This is a genomic window from Pantoea rodasii (genome assembly GCF_002095465.1).
Classification (GTDB): Bacteria; Pseudomonadota; Gammaproteobacteria; order Enterobacterales; family Enterobacteriaceae; genus Pantoea; species Pantoea rodasii.
Window position 1 is genome coordinate 53841 of sequence record NZ_MLFP01000006.1, and the last position, 17425, is coordinate 71265.

Consider the following 17425-nt stretch of genomic DNA (forward strand, 5'->3'; position numbering starts at 1 on the left):
ACATCCCATGCCAGAAACTTTCACATGGAGCCCGCAATCGGGCTTCACGGGCGAAGACACGCCTGATGTAACAGTCGTGAAGTTGGGCGATCGTTACGAACAGCGACAGGTAAATGGTATCAATCCGCTCATGGGTAAATACCCGCTGACCTTCATTGGCTATGACGATGACAAGTGCTCACGGCCAAACGTGGCAAAGGAAGTTCGAGCCTTCCTTGTCGCTCGCATGGCTGTTGAGTCGTTCTACTGGACGCCACCAGATACCGGCGTTCAGGCGCTGTATGTGTGCCGATCCTGGTCGATGCAGAAGAACAAAGGCGTTTACACGTTAACCGGAACGTTTGAGCAGGTGCCGCGATGAGAGACATACCAGCAGAACTAATCATTGAAAGCGTTGATGCCGGGGTCGGCGCGATGCTCGACCTGTTTGAAGTCGATTTGCAGTCGTTCGGCGGCGATGTTATCCGCTTTCACGCGGGCACAAACGGCTATTACAACGATGTCATCTGGCAGGGGCGCGCTTACTCGGCCTATCCGATCGCCGTTGAAGGTTTTGAGGTTAAATCGGAGGGGACGTATTCGCGCCCGACGATGAAGGTGGCGAACATTACCGGCCTGATTACCGGTATCAACCACGATTTCGATGATGCGCTTGGCGCCGTGGTGACGCGCCGTCAGGTGCTGGTTAAGCATCTGGACGCCGTGAACTTCCCGAACGGTAATGCTGATGCAGATCCGACGATGGAGGCGGTATCCCGCTATGTCATCGAAGAGATGGCAGAAGAGACGTTCGAGACTGTCACCTACAACCTCGCCACGCCAGTGGACTGTGATAACGCCATTATCCCGGCGCGCACCATCCTGGCTGACGTATGCCAGTGGGTGTATCGCGGCGATGGCTGCGGCTATTCCGGCGGCGCGGTGGCCGATGAGAAGGACAATCCAACATCTGACTTGTCCCGCGATAAGTGCTCAAAGCACCGCAGCGGCTGTCGGTTGCGATTCGCTAAACCTGCTGCGCTGCCATATGGCGGCTACCCCGGCTCTGCAAGGTGTCCTGATGATTGAATATGAATGCCTGGATTATGCCGCCTCATCAGGCGATGAGGTTTGCGGGCTGATTATCAATGGCGATCGCCTGTGGCGATGTCGCAACTCGCATCCTGATCCGGCGCGCAACTTCCGGATCGATGATAGAGAGTGGCTGGAAGCAGAAGCGGCGGGAGAAATCACCGCCGTTTTCATTCTCACCCTGAGCCAAAGCTGGTGCTTTCCGCTGCTGACCGTGCCGCGCAACTGGCAACAGGGATTGATTGGTGGCTGGCCAGCAGCGGGCGTCTGCGCAAATTCCTCCCGGTGCCGCATCTGCTTGGGCGGACATTCGTGCACGGTGAAACGGATTGCTACACGCTGTTTCGCGATGCCTATCACCTCTGCGGCATTGACCTTCCGGACTTCGAGCGAACCAACGGTTGGTGGGTGCGCGGTGAAAATCTCTACCTGAAAAACATCTCGGCCAATGGATTCCATCAGGTTGGCTTCGACGCCATTCAGCCAGGCGATGTAATCATCCGGCGCGCATTCCCTGAATGCGACCCGTGCCACGCAATGATCTGGCTGGGTGACAACATCATTCTCCACCACGAAGTTCACGGCAGGCTCAGCCGCCGCGAGCCGCTGCGACAGATTCACGTCCCTCTAATTCATTCCATCTGGAGACACGAACAATGCTCACTTTTGGATTTGCGGGGAATTTACGACGACATTTCCGCCAGATCACAATGAACGTCGACACGCCAGCACAAGGGTTACGCCTTCTGCTGGCGCAGTGTCCCGCATTCAAACGCGATTTCTACAACACCCGGATCCGCATGCGCATCGATGGCAGTGACGTCTGCAGCGACAACCTCGAATTCCATATGAACCGCCACGTACAAGACGGTGCACGCGTACTTATCGTCCCCGTGGTGGAGGGTTCAATTTCAGCTGTGGCCGCAGCCTGGATCATGGTTGCCGTGGCGGTTGCCTCGGTGGCGTATTCGCTCTACATGACCTCGCATATGAAGACGAAGACATCAGCGGATCAGGACGCCAACTCCATCACGAACAACTCATTCACAAGCGCGGAAAACCGCATCGGACAGGGGCGGCCGGTGCCGCTGCTTCTCGGTGAAATGGTGGTTGGCTCAAATGTTATCAGCCTGGGCATCGATACAACGAACAATCAGGACTGGAATATCTCTATCAGCTAAGGTGACAGCATGGGCTCAGGCGGCGGTGGCGGCAGCACTCCGAAACTAATTGACGACAACCTCAAATCGAAACAATTCCTCCGCGTTCTCGACCTCATCAGTGAAGGTCCAATCTACGGACCTGTAGATCAAAGCCACCTCTCATCATTCATGCTGAACAAAACGCCTGTGACAGATTCTTCAGGCAACGCGACTATCAACGGCGTGAGCGTGGCATGGCGCCCGGGAGCGGCAACACAGACACCAATCAACGGCTTCAACGCCATTGAAGCGACCACTGTGGTTAACACCGATGTCACGCAGGCAACGCCGCTGGTGCGTACAGTTACCGACACCGATGTTGACCGCGTGCGCATGAACATTGGTGTATCTGGTCTGGTTCAGCAGGATACGAAGGGAAACCAGTTGGAGACGGCTGTAACCATGGTAATCGAAACCCGTGTAGGTAACGGTGCCTGGCAGACACAGAAGACAGTAACAATCAGCGGAAAGCAGTCAGGGGAATATCTTGAAGCGCACCTGTTTGATGCGCCAGAGACCAAGCCCTTCGATATTCGCCTGCGCCGAGTCACCGCCGACAGCAGCAGCGACCTGTTGAACAACGGCACGGTATGGAACAGCTTTACCGAAATCACCGATGACAATCTATCATACCCATATGCGGCCGTTGCTGGATGCGTGGTTGACCGTGACCAGTACACCGACACGCCAACGCGCACGTACCACCTGCGCGGCCTGATTGTCGATGTGCCGGATAACTACGACCCGATCGCCCGCACCTATACCGGAATCTGGCTTGGTGGATTTAAGTCAGCCTGGACGAACAACCCGGCATGGATATTCCGCGCGCTGGTGAAGAACACCCGCTATGGGCTGGCGCGCCGTGCTGGTTATGTCGATGTGGATGACGGCAGCCTGTATGCCCTTTCCCAGTTCTGCGACCAGCTGGTTGATGATGGTTACGGCGGAAAAGAACCACGATTCACACTTAACGCCTATATCACCGAGCAGAAGAGCGCTCGCGACCTGCTGGATGACATTGCAGGCATGTTCCGGGGCATAGCGCTTTGGGACGGCATGCGCTTTTCTGTGATGCTGGACAACCCACAGGATCCGGTTGCTTCCATCACTAACGCCAGCGTGGTCGACGGGCTGTTCACTTACAGCTCAATGAAGCGGTCAGAGCGATATAACGCGGTGGTCGTTTCATGGACTGACCCGAACAACGGCTGGGAGCAGGTGAAGGAATACGTTTCAGACGACGAGATGATTGATCGTTACGGCTACAACGAAACGACGATGGAGGCTTTCGGTTGTACATCTCGCGGACAGGCTTTCCGCACCGGGAAATGGATGCTGGAAACCGCCAAACGCGAGACCAAGAAAGTCACCTTCAAGATGGCGCGCGAGGCGATCCGCTTCATTCCCGGTGATATCGTTGAGGTTATGGACAACAACTACGCGGCCACGCGCCTGGGCGGGCGTATCATCTCTCATTCAGGTGCAGCTATCACCGTAGATACTGATGTTTCAACGTTGGCCGGCGGCGCTGATTTGATGTCACTGATGGGCTCGAACGGTAAATTCATTAAGTATGAGATTGCCAGTGTTTCCGGGCGAGTGATTACGCTTAAAACGGCTCCAGCATGGGTGCGTGACGGAACGGTATTCGTTATCACCACGGGTGAAGTGGCTCCCCGCATGTTCCGCATCATGGGCATATCTGAGGACGACAATAACTCGGTATACAGCATCTCTGCCACCTTGCACGACCCAAATAAGCAGGCCATTGTTGATGATGGCGCAGTATTCGAGATGCCAAACGATACGCTGAATGGCTATCGCGTGCCGAACATCGAGAACCTACGGATCATCAACACCAACACCGAAACCGTGCAGGTAACGGCAACGTGGGAAACGGCGACGCTAACCAAGAAAATCGTGTTCGAGCTTTATGTGTACAGCACAGAGGGCAAGGTCGTGGCGCAGTATGAAACTGACCAGTTCCGCTATGACTTTTACGGGCTGGATGCTGGCAGTTACACGTTGGGCGTGCGAGGTCGCAACGAGAATGGCATGAAGGGCGCTGAGACACAGGTTAGCCTGGTGATCGGGGCGCCGGGTGCACCATCGTTCATTCAGTGGACGCCTGGAATCTTCTCCGCCGATATCGTTCCGGTGATGAATGTCACGGCGACTACCGACACATCATTCGAGTTCTGGTACACCGGAGAGGTACCGGCCAGTAGCATTGGCGCGGTAGAGGATGAAGCACAGTTTCTCGGGCGTGCATCTCAGTGGACGCTGCATGGCTTAAAAGCCGACCATACGTATTACATGTATGTGCGCACCAAAAATGCATTTGGTGTATCGCCATTCGTTGAGGTGTCAGGGCAGGCTTCATCTGACATTCCCGGGATGATTGAACTGATAGACGAAGGGATCCGTAACTCTGAGGCGTTCGAGAACCTCACCGGAAACATCAACATCAATATTGAAGGCATGCTGCAGAACGCCCTTAATAACAACTCAATCGTTGACCATCAGTTCGCCATTAACGGTGAAGTTCGCGCTGACGTGATTGTAGTGAAAACAACCATCGCTACAGTATCTCTGGCAATGGCAGAGCTTGAGACCCAAGTACAGGCCCAGATGGGTGACCTTACTGCTGCGGTCAATGAGAAGCTGACGGCCACAGTGACGGATAACGGCACGGCCAAAGCCTCATACACGCTTAGAGTTGGAATTAAGCGTAATGACGTTTATTACGGTGCAGGAATGGCGATCGGAATCGAACCATCAGGCAGCTCTTACAAATCGACGATAGCTTTCAACGCGGACCAATTCGGTATCTATACCGGCAGTGAGGCTGGCAATTATCAGATGGCTTTCGCAGCTGTAAACGGCCAGGTGTTTATCAATGATGCGTTCATAAACTACGCCGGTATCACGCTGGCCAAGATTGGCTCCTGGTTTTCAGCAAATTATGTGGCTGGAATGATGGGCACAATCATGCGTTCGGACGGTTCATTCGAACTACTGGGCTCTGTTGCTGGTCGGGGGAAATTCGTCGTCGATAACAATGGCGCAGCTGGTACAACGCGAGTGGACAGGTAGTGTGTTCTATGGGGGTTCAAAGGTAATGGCTGACGGATATTACGCCTACATCGATGGAACCACATATGATGCCGTAAACAGCATGAACTATGGGTTTGTTGTAGATATTGCCGTTGTCTCGGGTTCCGGTAGCAAATCCTATAGCTATGCAGGTTTCACGCTGACGGCGTTTCTTGTGGGTGGTGCCGTTACCCAGGGAACGGCTCAAAAGTCTGGTACGGTGACGATATCAGGACAAACCGTGTCATGGAGTGGGGTCGAGGGTACTGTCCCGAAGCTGGTGGTTTACGCTAATGCGAATGCCACGCTTAAATATGATGGCTTTGTTTATAACGATTACACCAAAAATCCGCCAGTGATGAAATTAGCACCTCCTTTTACTCCGCTGGCACTTACTCAGGTAATCGACCTTACACCCGGATATGGGCAGGTATTGCAAACTTCTGTGCCATACGGAGCTGCTTTTATTGCTTTCCACCGCTCTACTGCATCATCAGGTTTCGATCATGTCATCTGGGATGAAATTAACCAGAATGGATTCTGGTCATTGAGGTTCCGCCCGGCAATTGACGGTTCAATAGCCATGGGGCCGTGCAGGATTTATGTATTCTCAAAACTCTGGTTAATACTCCTGCCGCTGGGTTCTTCATGTATTTAGACGGTCAGATTGTGTGGCATAACAACTGCCTTCCATTGGAAATGGTGGTAGGAGGAAAGTCAGGTCAAAGCACGCCAGTCGCTATTACTGCTGGCGCTTCCGTTCTGGTCAATATCCCATATGACCCTACTTATCCGATTCAGGGGCAGGCACGATATAACTGCTACAGCGCGGGCATAAACACTCAGGGATTGTATGAGGCATCTGGTGGGGACATATACGCGGCAAGGGAATACAAAACTACAGGCGGCGCTCCACCCAGTTCTTCAATGGGGCCGCCAGCGTCAATCAACACTTCAGTCTATGACACTTATTACAGGCAGGCTTTAGGGGTTTAGCTTGTCGCATTCTGAAGTGTCAAGAAACTGTGATTTATCCGCCCATGTATGGAATGGATTTCCAGCAAGGTATTTACCGTTTTCAATTTTAAATACAGCAACGTCATATACGTGATTGGTGATTTTAGCTTTGTTATAGCAGATTGGCGGCGTATTAGATGCGCAACCAGATAAAGCCAATAACGCTATAGAAATAGTGAATGTCATCTTCATATAAATACCTTCCTTTTTGTATACAGCATGAAATCACCTCAGCCATTTCGATTGAAGTGAATGATTTAGATCTTATCGATCGATTTATTTACTTGATTGGAACAGAGATGATTACATAGCCCGGCCTGAGCGCTGGGTTTTCTTATTGCCCGGAGAAAACTATGCCAGCAGGCACTATTACGCTCACCAGTGGTTCAACAGCCGTTACTGGTACAGGCACTAACTTTGCAACTGAATTAAAAGTAAATGACCTTATGGTCGCCGTTGTTGGCGGAGTGACTTACACACTTGGTGTCCAGGCTATTGGGTCGGCTACAGCATTGACGCTGACCACTGCTTTCAATGGACCAACTAGTTCCGGATTAGCCTGGACGGCACTACCAAATGCAGCCCTCGTCGGAATCACGGCTCAGGTAGCGGCTGATGTAGCTAAGGCAATACGAGGTTTTAACTTTGATAAGGTGAACTGGCAGAAAATTTTCAGCAGCGACACTTCTGTCACCGTAACATTGCCTGACCTGACAAAGTTTATTGGTCCAAGTTGGGGCTATTTGTCCACACAATTAAGTAATTCACTTACAAAAGACGGCAATCTTGGCGGTCTCGCAGACAAAGTAACGGCTCGCGAAAACCTTGGTTTAGGTGATTCATCAACTAAAAATGTCGGAACGGATGCTGACTCCGTAATGGCAGGGGATGCAGGGTTGCTAAAGTCTGGTGGTACAATGACTGGTGGAATCACCATGGCTGGTAACACTGGAATCGATTTGTCTGGATCAAATATTTCCAGGATAAATGTTATGTCCTGGATAAGTACTGCGGCAGCTCGAGCAAGCTTGGCCGCAGCAGGTTTTCACAACCATCATCAACTGTTTTTGATTTGCCGGGCGCAAGCCGAACTATGCGAGTGATTTGTGCGACTGCGGTAGTAACACTTAACGCAGGGAGTACCGGAACCATTACATACCCAAATGCTTTCCCAAACGCCTGTAATGCAGTTGTGGCATGTAACGGTGACAGAAATACAACAGGAGGGAACGTAAATATTATCGGCACTTCTGCTTTAGGAGGGTTTAATTTTATAGCGGAGAACAGCGCCTCATCAGGTGTTAGGATTAATTACATAGCGGTAGGGTATTAATAATGGTTGAGACCACTGAAGAAGTAGGAAATTTTGAAGAAAAATATTATTACAGCATTTCTGCTAAAGGATTTTATCTTCAATCTGATATGAATTTGTATGCCAATAAGCCGACTGATTTAGTTGAAATATCGGCGGGTGATTATTTGGCTTGGTGTAACCCTCCTGAAGGATACTATCAGGAATTTGATGAGAAGGGACCTAGGTTGGAAGAGTTGCCTCCGATTGATCATCAAGTCTTTACAGAATCCAAGCGTAAAATATTACTGGATGAGGCTACACAGTCAATCATTGTATGGCAGACTAAACTTCTGATGGGCCGCAAATTGAGTAATGCTGAGACTGAATCACTTAATGCCTGGATGGATTACATTGACGCTCTGAACGATACCGACATCAGTGTTGCACCTGATATACAGTGGCCGACAAAGCCAACTCCTTAAAAAAGCCCCGGCGACGGGGCAGATATGTACCGCGCCCGTCTTGAAGCAGACTACGGGGTGGGTAATTAAAGGTTAGTCGCTCACACTGATCCCCTCCACCTAAATTCGTTTTACCGTGCCTCCCACCCATGCAACATGCGTAAAAAAGCCCGCTCAGTGGCGGGCAAAGTGTTTCATGGCAGGATTAACCTGCAAACTCGTACGCTAACGCGCAACATCCTGTATGCGTGTAGCTCTCTTAGGCTAAGACTGTGTAAAGTACAGTGATGTGGGAATGCTCTTACAAGTTGTGAGGTTAGGATTGTTCTGTGCTAGAGCATAAAAAACCCGGCACGGTGGCCGGGCACTGACTAACTCTGTGGCTGACCAACCGGGCCTTTGCCCAGCGGGCCGCCAGGTACTGATTCGCCGCTTGGTGCATGCGGTCGACCATCATGGCCTACTGCAGGGCTTTCATGATGGCATCCTGCCAGCGTCACAAGGCCTGTAATAATGATTAATCCGCTTAAAAACTTCTTCATAATTTCCCCAGTCCATGAAAGCAACGGTATGTTGCTAATAAAGCTTAGGTTTTCAAAATCATTTGTCAAAATCAGAGCAATTAAAAAAGTAAATTTCGTTATGCGCCAAGGGCTTTACAAAAACCTCACGTTAACGATCTTGATAAGCTTCTTTTTACAAATAATACTGTACGTACATACAGTGTTGTTGAGTGGGAATGACAATGCCCCGTGACTACGAAATTAAGATGGCCTTCAGACAGGCGCTAAAGCGTGATGCAGAGGGCCGATTCACAATCAGTACAGTGGACTTTGTGGCAGTGCTTAAACGTTATAAGTGGGAGTATTCCCTGAGTGAAGCGAATAAGTGGATTGAAACCCACACAACAACGTTCCGGGACATTTCACCTACAAACGGTGAGGAGCGCGTGTTCCAGGTTTTCAATCCCAATGGTGGAATGTGATGTTCGCGCTGGTTGATGTGAACATGTGTTATGTCTTCAGCGCAACATTCGCCCGGCGCTAAATGAAAGCAGGTGCGATCCTCATCGACTTTTTTAGCCAGGGCATTTCACAGCTCAATCTCTTTGACGACCACAAACCAAAGGCCAGCAGTGGGGCGCTTAGTCGACGGCCTTAACCAGAGCGGGAAGGAGAAAATATGGTTCGCAGCACAGGGTACTCAGAAAGCGTGGGCAATGAAGCGAGAAATGTTGTCCCCGGCGTACACCACTCGATATTAGGATCTGCTGGCTGCGAGGTGACTCTCCCGGTTCAGAAATTGATGACAACCAGCAGTACCTGTTACCTGGTGGAATGGAACGGGCGAAGTTGCATCGTAGACGAGAAGCGTCGACCGCAGAATGGTGACGCTGTTCTGTTGGACCTGTCAGGAAATTACGAATGGGGGCATGCTTATCTGCATCCCAGCCGCATCATCACCGATGACGGTCTGACTCTGGAGAATGACCTGCTGGAGGATGTGGCCGTGGTTGGAGTGGTAACGCACGAGGTTACTGCAATACACGAACAGGATGGGTCACCAATTTAATGCTCAAAATAAAAGCCCGGGAAACACCAGTCACCCGGGCGGCAACAATTTATGCCAAACATTTCCATTAAGAGTAAGAGCATGGCCTCAACTACGGGGAAGCAGTCAGGACTTAAGAAGAATAGTATGCCTTTTAATTTTTGCTTTTGAGACCAATCATAAATTCACTATTCACAAGGTGATCTAGAATGATTAGGACAATTCTCATTTCTGGAGTGCGCCATGAAGGATGAAAAGTATTTTGAAAATCTTCACTCACGTGTAATTGGTGTGTTAGGCGGGTCTCTCATGTGCATTCTTGAAGAGCAAAAAGAGCTCACCAAAGATTCTCTGATTGGAGTTGTTAAACAAAATTTTGCAGGAGATGACTATCACTTAGCTGTAGATGTCGTCTTGGACTTGCTCCGTCAGCACAATCGTTGAATCACTTCTGTGCAAAATAGCCCGGAGCAAAGTAATCCCGGCATCAAATATTATGCCTCTAATTCATTTTGTCCCGATGGGAACCGGAACGAATTGAAAATAGCTTGAGGCCAAAATTGCCAGAGTGCGCATAAAAAAAAGCACAGGCTGCCCTTGAGTTCAGTCCTGTGCGGAGAGTTCATAATAATCTTTTATAGTTTTTGTTGGCCTGCAATGATGCGTCGAGTCACCAAAGCATGGGAGTCCATTGTGCCTGCATTAGAAACACAATCATACTGATAAGTACTGTAGCCAAAGCCGGTATAAACGGGTATCTCACTCAGCCCTCTGCAAACACAGCCATTCGTATTTCATGCCAGTTATTAATGTAGACCATAGCAACAAAAAGCCCGCGCTGCGAGTGAGATGAAGCGCGGGCAATCTTTGGGGGAAACTATCGAACCTTCTGGTTTGTATTCATCATGCTCTTTCCTGCGTTAATTATTGTGATCTGAGCCGCTTGGACGAAAAAAAACCCGCTTCCAAAAATGGAGCGGGCGTTAAATTGGAGTTTGTAACGAACAACATCACATCACTAATGTTGAAGGGAAAATGTAACACTCTTACAACAAAATTTGGTTCGTTAAATCATCTGATTACAGTGTAATAGTCTGAAAATTATGAACAAAAATTAACCTTTGTAAGTAAAGTGTTAATTCTGGAATTTAATAAGAAATATTAGGAAGGCTTAAGTCAATTAGTCCCGGTAAGCCAAATGCATGTGTAACCGTTTTTAGCACAAAAAAGCCCGGAGCAATGGAGTCCGGGCGGCAATAATTAAATGCCTGACATATCAATGGAGTGTTGGTAGTTCCGAGGAGAACTGGAACGCCCTTATGATAACGTTCGTCCTTGGATAATCCAGTCTTTAAACACAAAAAACCGCACAGAGGCGGGTAAAAATTCGTTCAATGAGAAATTCTCTTTTCGTACGCATAACGCTTGCTGCGTGTATATGAATACGTCGCTATTATAGCAATAGTTTCTTGAACGTTCCGAAAAGTTCCATGATAAGAATTTACTGAGGGGAGTAACGGATTTAGTTCCGTTTCATAAGTGATAGTTTCAGAATCAAAAAAGCCCGGCACTGATGGCGTCCGGGCTGCACAACGGGTGCGAATCATGATCAATCGGAGTTTGTCGATAGTACAGTTAAGTAGAAGCGACACTCTTATATTAGGCTGGCACTAGTAGAATGCCAGCGAAGCGGTTGATGTAGTGACCAAAATCTGTGGGGCATGTATGGGGCAAAAAATTACCGCAAAACGATGTTACTACGTGCTAGGTAGTGAATCATTTTGCGGTAAGGCTCTGACAAAAACCGTGATACGTTGCGACTTCAGTCGACTTCCGTTTCCTAATCCCCTCTCTCCAGATAAATAAATATTGCAGGAAGGGCTGATCGAGCATCGGAATCAGCGTCAATACATCGTGACTGCTGAGTGAACTGCCAATGCCTAATAAAATGCCGCAAAACGACAGCAGGGCAACGGGCAACATAAAGGTTTTACCCAGACTCTGGAAAAATTCCCAAAGTGACATTTTGGGTCGGCTCACTGACATGGTCTCTCCTGGCTTAAAAGGGCAAACGTGTAAACTGATAAATAAATGATAAAACGTTTTACCAAGTCATTTTGTGGCTATAGTCACAAAGCGTGACTAATGTCGGGCTTTATTTTTGCGCTAATCAGTGTAACGTTTTACCTCTTTGTTTCTTCATCAGTTGTTGGAAACGGAACGCGATGTCCCAGCTTAAAACCACTATCCATGACGTAGCGCAAGCTGCCGGTGTCTCCGTCTCGACAGTTTCACTGGTGTTGTCTGGCAAAGGGCGCATATCGTCCGCCACCACTGAGCGCGTGAATCAGGCGATTGAGCTGTTGGGATACGTGCGCAACCGTTCAGCCTCCATCCTGCGTGGCGGGGAGAGCGGGGTGATTGGCCTGATCGTGCGTGATCTCAGCCAGCCGTTTTACGCCGCGATGACCGCGGGCTTGAGCGAAGTGCTGGAGCAGCAGGGGAAAGTGTTGGTGCTGACGCAGAGTGGTCAGCACGGGCAGCATCTGCAGCGCTGCTTCGATTCGCTGGTGGCGCAGGGTGCCGATGGCATTGTATTGGGCGGTGCAGTGGCCCAGGCGGAAACGCTGGTGGCGCAGGCACACGAACAGCAAATTGCCCTGATATGTGCGGCTCGGGCCAGCAGCCTTGATAAAGTCGATTCTCTGCGACCAGACAACAGCCAGGCCGCTCGCATCGCAACGGAGTACCTGATCCGTCAGGGGCATCAGCGTATCGCGTGGGTGGGGGGATTGGGTTCTTCACTGACGCGCGCCGAAAGGATTGGCGGTTACTGTGCCACCTTGCTGCAGTATGGTTTACCGTTTCGTCCGGACTGGATCATTGAGTGCGACGATCGTCAGCAGAGCGTATCGGCATTGACGCAGGATCTGCTGCATCATCATCCTCGCATCACCGCCATTATTGCGCACAACGCCAGCACCACGCTGGGCTGCTATTTTGGGGCGATGCATAGCGGTCGTTCGTTGGGTGAAGATGCGGTGGACAGCTATTTCACGCAGAAGCTGGCGCTGGTCGGCTTTAATGACGATCCGCAACGTGAATCCTATGATTCATCGCTGACGTTTGTCAGTAGCGAGGCGCGTGATGTCGGCAGGCGAGCCGGGGAAAGAATGTTGCAACGACTGGTGCAACCGGAAGCGGAGGTGCAAACGCTGATTGTGCCGCCGCAGTTGGTGCGGGGGGCGTGAAATGGGCGGGCGCACCGAAATGCACCCGCCACATATTTACTCCGGCATCCCTTCGCTGGTCTGTGCGCCCAGCATATAGCGAGACAAGAACTGCTCCAGTGACATCTTGTCGCCGTTCATTGTCACCTGGCCGTTGCCGTACTGCAGGCTGGTGGTGATGTTGTCATCCTGCTGCTGCGTCAGACGGAACATCTGGCCCATTGCCGCCAAACCTTTCACCTGCTGATCCGCCAACTTCTGCGCATCGTCGCTCTGATAACCTTCGGCCAGACCGACGTGACGCATCGCTTCGGTGGCCATCGGCATATTGATGTTCAGCTTGCCATCAAGCGTTTTCAGCACGCGGTCTACCGCAGCGCCCAGATTTTGCGCTTCGCCGGTGACCGTAGCGGGATCGTTAAAGCCGAGATTGAGGTTGAAGGTGCTTTCCCCTTTCTCGTTTTTCCAGCTCAAAGGCGCGATGCTAACGGTTGGGGAACCTTTAAGCAGCGTCGGCAGGTTATTTTTCAGGATGGTTTGCACACTGGCCTGATAGCGCGCCGGATCCTCAACCAGACCGGGTTGATTCAGCAACCCCTGCATTTGCGCATTGTAGCTATCAGAGAAAGTTTTCACCGCCTGCGCGTCAAATTGTGCAAACTTCATCGCCAGCTTAGCTTCGCCGAACGGCTGCTTCTGCAGGGTAATATTGCCGACGTTCAGATCCAGATTGCCGCCAATTTTGCCGTCTTTGTTATCAAAGGACGACTTGGTGTCGAGCTTCTGCAGCGATAGACCTTCCTGACCGTTGATGCTGGCGTCGAGTTTATCCAGGCTGATGGATTGATCGCCCACGCGCACGCCTTCCGGGCTGAGGTGAGTATCACCCTTCAACTTCAGGCCGTTAAGGGTGAACAGTACCGGCTGTTCAATCTGGTTTTTGCTGGTGACAGCAATGCTAGAGAAATCGCCATTCAGGCTGACTTTGTCACCTTTGCTGTCGGCGCTGATCTCCAGGCTGCCGCCGTTAGTGGCGAGACGGTCGCCAGTTTGTGCATTGTTATAATCCACCGCCAGCAGATCCAGTGCGGTGTCAGTGGCACCGCTATAGCCGACGCGTGTATCCGCGGTTACCAGCGATTTACCGTTAGTGAGTTCAAACAGTTTCTTCACCGCATCGGTGTTTTCCAGCTCGGTATGCACGGACGCCATGCTCGGAATCAGGCTGCCGCGCTTCAACTGGGCGAACGGGAAGGGGCCGTGATCGATAGTTTCGTTCAGCACGATGCTCTGACCCGGCTTAAGCAACGGATTATCTTCAGTCTGTGAACTGGCCTGAATCACCAGTTTGGTTTTGCTGCTGAAGATACCGCGCTGGTAATCCTGATAGCTAAGCGTCAGGCGGGCATTAGGCGCATAGGCACTAAGCTGCGAGTTGGCGTTTTGCAACATCTGATCCATATGGCTTTCCAACTGCTTGCCAGTAAACCAGGATGCGCCTGTCAATATCACGCCAATCGCTACAATCACACCTACGGCAACCTTGGTCTTTTTCATCGCTGAGTCGTCCTTATCCTTGGGTCCGCACGCCGCTGTTGGGGTGCGACGGTGAAGAAAAACGCCCGCAGGCGTTTTAAATTAATAGTTTGAAAGAATAGCAGTTAATGCTGGCATCGTCAGCCGGATCAACCGAGAGCGTTGTACACCCGCGCCAAACGACCGGTGCCCGCTGCGCTTACCGGCGACGCGTTGGCGGCGATGAAACAGGATTCCCCCGGTTTCAATACCAGCTGCTCACCTGACTTCTCAATCACCGCTTGTCCTTCGATGCAGAACAGCACCGCGGCGCTCTGCTGCGCTAGCGATTGTGGTGCAGCGGACAGTGAATGGATAGCAAAGGCAAAATCGTCCACCGGGATGGGGAAGTTCAGCGTATCGCCTTGCTGCTGAGGTTGGGTCAGCAGCGTCGCCGCGGGTTTAGCCTCGAACTTCAGGTTCGCCATCAGTTCTGGGATATCGATAAATTTCGGCGTCAAGCCTGCGCGCAATACGTTATCGGAGTTCGCCATCACTTCTAACGCCACGCCTTTCAAATACGCGTGCGGCGTTTCGGCAAACAGGAACATCGCTTCGCCGGGTTGCAGAGTGATAACGTTCAGCAGCAACGGCGAAAACAGACCGGTATCGTCAGGATAATCAGCGGCGATGTTTTTGATGGTCTGCCAGGGGTCGCCCTCGCGTGAATTGAGTGCAGACTTCAATACTGCCACGGCCCGTGATTTAGCCTCGTCTTTGAGTGACAGCAGCGTTGAAAACAGTTTTGCCAGGCTGGCCTCATCGGCTTTTTCGAGGAAGTGGGCAATCTGCGGATGGGCGCCGGCGACCGGCTCAAGCAGGGAGACAATTTCGTGCATCTCGCGGAAGCCATTCATCGCCTGGAATGGCGTCAGGGCATACACCAGTTCCGGCTTGTGATTGGCATCTTTGTAATTTCGATTGGCGGCGCTCAGCGGAATCCCCGCGGCATTTTCACGCGCGAAACCCACTTCAGCCGCCGCTTTGCTTGGATGCACCTGAATCGATAATGCCTGATCGGCGCACAACACCTTAAACAAGAACGGTAGTTCACCAAAGCGTTGGGCTACGGCTTTTCCTAAAGTGGCAGCCTGATCGTCATTGATAACATCGCGCAGTGAACGCGTTTCACCGTTGATCTCAACGGTCGAAGGGCTTTTCGGGTGCGCGCCCATCCACAGTTCAGCCATCGGTAAACCCTGTGGGTTTTCAATGCCGTACAGGTCAGTCAGCGCAGTTTTGCTGCCCCAGGCGTAATTTTGCAGCGAATTGTTCAATTTTTGCATCGTTTACCCTTAATAACCGTAAGTAAATAGGCTTATTAAAGCAGAAAGTGCCATACAAAATACATCAACAAGTGCAATAAACGCGATGGGCTCGCATAATGTTAATTTCTTGTATGTGACAATCTTGCTCGCTCAACGGCGTCGCGGGAAGACGACCTGAGCGGAAACCTCTAATCTGAGCTAAGGAGACGTAGTCATGGCAGCGAATCGCATTGAAAAAGATTCAATGGGACCGATCGAAGTACCGGCAGATAAGTTGTGGGGGGCACAAACCCAGCGTTCGCTGGAGCATTTCCGAATCTCAACCGAGAAGATGCCCGTTGCATTGGTGCATGCTTTGGCGTTGACCAAACGCGCAGCAGCACAGGTGAACCGTGATCTCGGCCTGCTTCCGGCAGAGCGTGCGGAGGCGATCCTGAAGGCGGCTGACGAAGTGCTGGCTGATAAACACAGTGAAGAGTTTCCGCTGGCGATCTGGCAGACCGGTTCCGGTACCCAGACCAACATGAACATGAACGAAGTGCTGGCCAACCGCGCCAGTGAAATCCTCGGCGGCGAGCGTGGCATGTCGCGTTTGGTGCACCCAAATGATGACGTCAACAAGAGCCAAAGCTCCAACGATGTGTTCCCCACCGCCATGCACGTGGCCGCGGTCATCGCCGTGCGGGAGCAGCTGATTCCGCAGATTCATGTGCTGAAAAAGACCCTGAGCGAGAAGTCTGAAGCCTTTAAAGACATCGTGAAGATTGGTCGTACCCACCTGCAAGACGCCACGCCATTGACGCTGGGCCAGGAAATTTCTGGCTGGGTGGCAATGCTGGAGCATAACCTCAAGCACATCGAACACAGCATTCCTCACGTGGCCGAACTGGCGCTGGGCGGCACCGCAGTGGGCACGGGTTTGAACACCCATCCGGAATACGCGGTGCGTGTGGCGAAAGCCCTGGCCGACCTGACTCAGCAACCGTTTATTACCGCGCCGAATAAATTTGAAGCGCTGGCAACTTGTGATGCGCTGGTGCATGCACACGGTGCCTTGAAAGGCCTGGCGGCGTCACTGATGAAAATCGCGAATGACGTGCGCTGGCTGGCATCCGGTCCACGTTGCGGCATCGGCGAACTGGCCATTCCGGAAAACGAGCCGGGCAGCTCGATCATGCCAGGTAAAGTCAACCCGACCCAATGCGAAGCACTGACCATGCTGTGCTGTCAGGTGATGGGTAACGACGTCGCGGTCAATATTGGTGGTGCATCAGGCAACTTCGAGCTGAACGTGTTCCGTCCGATGGTCATCCACAACTTCTTGCAATCCGTTCGCCTGTTAGCTGATGGCATGGACAGCTTTAACCACCACTGCGCAGTCGGCATTGAACCGGTGCGCGAACGTATCGATCAGTTGCTGAACGAATCGCTGATGCTGGTAACGGCGCTGAATACCCATATCGGTTATGACAAAGCGGCGGAAATCGCCAAGAAAGCGCATAAAGAAGGACTGACACTGAAAGGCTCGGCGCTCAAGCTCGGTTATCTGACCGAAGAACAGTTCGACGAGTGGGTCCGTCCTGAAGAGATGGTTGGCAGCATGAAGCAGTAACTTTCGCAGCGGACTGACTGTCAGTTCAGCGAGGGTTGGTGGTTACAG

15 protein-coding genes and 3 pseudogenes are annotated in these 17425 nt (G+C 51.4%); 14 read left to right on the forward strand and 4 right to left on the reverse strand.

The genetic code is table 11. The features are described from left to right. Positions 1-7: 7 nt before the first annotated feature. The 6 genes and pseudogenes from HA45_RS10505 to HA45_RS10530 all read left to right on the forward strand — a co-directional run bounded on the left by HA45_RS10505 (position 8) and on the right by HA45_RS10530 (position 6027). Positions 8-361, forward strand: coding sequence for a phage tail protein (locus tag HA45_RS10505; protein ID WP_100699997.1), 354 nt, complete (start codon positions 8-10; stop codon positions 359-361). Next, on the forward strand, positions 358-1068 hold the full coding sequence (locus HA45_RS10510) for a phage minor tail protein L (RefSeq protein WP_128598927.1): 711 nt from the start codon (positions 358-360) through the stop codon (positions 1066-1068). The genes HA45_RS10505 and HA45_RS10510 overlap by 4 nt, the downstream gene beginning before the upstream one ends. Continuing rightward, a pseudogene (locus tag HA45_RS10515) lies at positions 1061-1785 on the forward strand (C40 family peptidase). Before HA45_RS10510 ends, HA45_RS10515 begins: the two are co-directional and overlap by 8 nt. After that, complete coding sequence (locus tag HA45_RS10520; protein WP_100700000.1) at positions 1728-2252, forward strand: tail assembly protein; 525 nt, start codon at positions 1728-1730, stop codon at positions 2250-2252. The pseudogene HA45_RS10515 and the gene HA45_RS10520 overlap by 58 nt, the downstream one beginning before the upstream one ends. Before the next feature lie 9 nt (positions 2253-2261). Beyond that, positions 2262-5369 (forward strand): TipJ family phage tail tip protein, encoded by a 3108-nt coding sequence (locus HA45_RS10525; protein ID WP_128598928.1) that lies wholly within the window; start codon positions 2262-2264, stop codon positions 5367-5369. Positions 5370-5394: 25 nt separating this feature from the next. Then, positions 5395-6027 carry a hypothetical protein gene (locus tag HA45_RS10530; RefSeq protein WP_128598929.1) on the forward strand — a complete coding sequence of 211 codons (633 nt, stop codon included), beginning with the start codon at positions 5395-5397 and terminating at the stop codon, positions 6025-6027. A gap of 326 nt (positions 6028-6353) precedes the next feature. Here HA45_RS10530 and cor read toward each other — a convergent pair whose 3' ends face one another. Continuing rightward, a complete protein-coding gene (gene cor / locus HA45_RS10535) occupies positions 6354-6578 on the reverse strand; it encodes a phage exclusion lipoprotein Cor (RefSeq protein ID WP_244563424.1) in 225 nt (74 codons plus the stop codon). Between the two features lie 161 nt (positions 6579-6739). Here cor and HA45_RS10540 point away from each other — a divergent pair, with 161 nt between their 5' ends. The 6 genes and pseudogenes from HA45_RS10540 (at position 6740) to HA45_RS10560 (ending at position 10136) form a co-directional block, all read left to right on the forward strand. After that, entirely contained in the window at positions 6740-7489 is a 750-nt protein-coding gene (locus tag HA45_RS10540; RefSeq protein ID WP_128598930.1) for a hypothetical protein, read from the forward strand. Continuing rightward, positions 7480-7719: a gp53-like domain-containing protein gene (locus HA45_RS29320; protein WP_436405005.1), complete on the forward strand. Its 240-nt coding sequence runs from the start codon at positions 7480-7482 to the stop codon at positions 7717-7719. The genes HA45_RS10540 and HA45_RS29320 overlap by 10 nt, the downstream gene beginning before the upstream one ends. Positions 7720-7721: 2 nt before the next feature. Then, positions 7722-8162, forward strand: a complete 441-nt coding sequence (locus HA45_RS10545; protein ID WP_100700004.1) for a tail fiber assembly protein — start codon at positions 7722-7724, stop codon at positions 8160-8162. A 1026-nt stretch (positions 8163-9188) separates the two neighbouring features. Then, positions 9189-9405: pseudogene (locus tag HA45_RS10555) on the forward strand (DUF4113 domain-containing protein); the annotation flags it as partial. After that, positions 9324-9713 (forward strand): hypothetical protein, encoded by a 390-nt coding sequence (locus HA45_RS27430; RefSeq protein ID WP_162288446.1) that lies wholly within the window; start codon positions 9324-9326, stop codon positions 9711-9713. The pseudogene HA45_RS10555 and the gene HA45_RS27430, both read left to right, overlap by 82 nt. A gap of 222 nt (positions 9714-9935) precedes the next feature. Continuing rightward, complete coding sequence (locus tag HA45_RS10560) at positions 9936-10136, forward strand: hypothetical protein (protein WP_100700007.1); 201 nt, start codon at positions 9936-9938, stop codon at positions 10134-10136. A 1398-nt stretch (positions 10137-11534) separates the two neighbouring features. Here HA45_RS10560 and HA45_RS10565 read toward each other — a convergent pair. Continuing rightward, positions 11535-11738, reverse strand: a pseudogene (locus HA45_RS10565) (PTS sugar transporter subunit IIBC); the annotation flags it as partial. A gap of 179 nt (positions 11739-11917) precedes the next feature. Between HA45_RS10565 and malI the strand changes: the two are divergent. Next, entirely contained in the window at positions 11918-12943 is a 1026-nt protein-coding gene (gene malI, locus HA45_RS10570; protein ID WP_100700008.1) for a Mal regulon transcriptional regulator MalI, read from the forward strand. A 36-nt stretch (positions 12944-12979) separates the two neighbouring features. Here malI and HA45_RS10575 read toward each other — a convergent pair whose 3' ends face one another. Together HA45_RS10575 and manA are read right to left on the reverse strand one after the other, a co-directional pair. Continuing rightward, positions 12980-14479, reverse strand: coding sequence for a YdgA family protein (locus HA45_RS10575; protein ID WP_100700009.1), 1500 nt, complete (start codon positions 14477-14479; stop codon positions 12980-12982). Positions 14480-14607: 128 nt separating this feature from the next. Continuing rightward, entirely contained in the window at positions 14608-15783 is a 1176-nt protein-coding gene (manA, locus tag HA45_RS10580) for a mannose-6-phosphate isomerase (RefSeq protein WP_100700010.1), read from the reverse strand. 196 nt (positions 15784-15979) lie between these two features. Here manA and fumC point away from each other — a divergent pair, with 196 nt between their 5' ends. Next, the gene (fumC, locus tag HA45_RS10585) at positions 15980-17377 is read left to right on the forward strand and encodes a class II fumarate hydratase (protein ID WP_100700011.1); all 1398 of its coding nucleotides are present in this window, start codon (positions 15980-15982) and stop codon (positions 17375-17377) included. Positions 17378-17425: the final 48 nt, after the last annotated feature.

Excerpts from the sequence above, each read along its gene's own strand:
- HA45_RS10505 (WP_100699997.1), top strand. The coding sequence starts at position 8 with ATGCCAGAAACTTTCACATGGAGCCCGCAATCGGGCTTCACGGGCGAA.
- HA45_RS10510 (WP_128598927.1), top strand. The coding sequence starts at position 358 with ATGAGAGACATACCAGCAGAACTAATCATTGAAAGCGTTGATGCCGGG.
- HA45_RS10520 (WP_100700000.1), top strand. The coding sequence starts at position 1,728 with ATGCTCACTTTTGGATTTGCGGGGAATTTACGACGACATTTCCGCCAG.
- HA45_RS10525 (WP_128598928.1), top strand. The coding sequence starts at position 2,262 with ATGGGCTCAGGCGGCGGTGGCGGCAGCACTCCGAAACTAATTGACGAC.
- HA45_RS10530 (WP_128598929.1), top strand. The coding sequence starts at position 5,395 with ATGGCTGACGGATATTACGCCTACATCGATGGAACCACATATGATGCC.
- cor (WP_244563424.1), bottom strand. The coding sequence starts at position 6,578 with ATGAAGATGACATTCACTATTTCTATAGCGTTATTGGCTTTATCTGGT.
- HA45_RS10540 (WP_128598930.1), top strand. The coding sequence starts at position 6,740 with ATGCCAGCAGGCACTATTACGCTCACCAGTGGTTCAACAGCCGTTACT.
- HA45_RS29320 (WP_436405005.1), top strand. The coding sequence starts at position 7,480 with ATGCGAGTGATTTGTGCGACTGCGGTAGTAACACTTAACGCAGGGAGT.
- HA45_RS10545 (WP_100700004.1), top strand. The coding sequence starts at position 7,722 with ATGGTTGAGACCACTGAAGAAGTAGGAAATTTTGAAGAAAAATATTAT.
- HA45_RS27430 (WP_162288446.1), top strand. The coding sequence starts at position 9,324 with ATGGTTCGCAGCACAGGGTACTCAGAAAGCGTGGGCAATGAAGCGAGA.
- HA45_RS10560 (WP_100700007.1), top strand. The coding sequence starts at position 9,936 with ATGAAGGATGAAAAGTATTTTGAAAATCTTCACTCACGTGTAATTGGT.
- malI (WP_100700008.1), top strand. The coding sequence starts at position 11,918 with ATGTCCCAGCTTAAAACCACTATCCATGACGTAGCGCAAGCTGCCGGT.
- HA45_RS10575 (WP_100700009.1), bottom strand. The coding sequence starts at position 14,479 with ATGAAAAAGACCAAGGTTGCCGTAGGTGTGATTGTAGCGATTGGCGTG.
- manA (WP_100700010.1), bottom strand. The coding sequence starts at position 15,783 with ATGCAAAAATTGAACAATTCGCTGCAAAATTACGCCTGGGGCAGCAAA.
- fumC (WP_100700011.1), top strand. The coding sequence starts at position 15,980 with ATGGCAGCGAATCGCATTGAAAAAGATTCAATGGGACCGATCGAAGTA.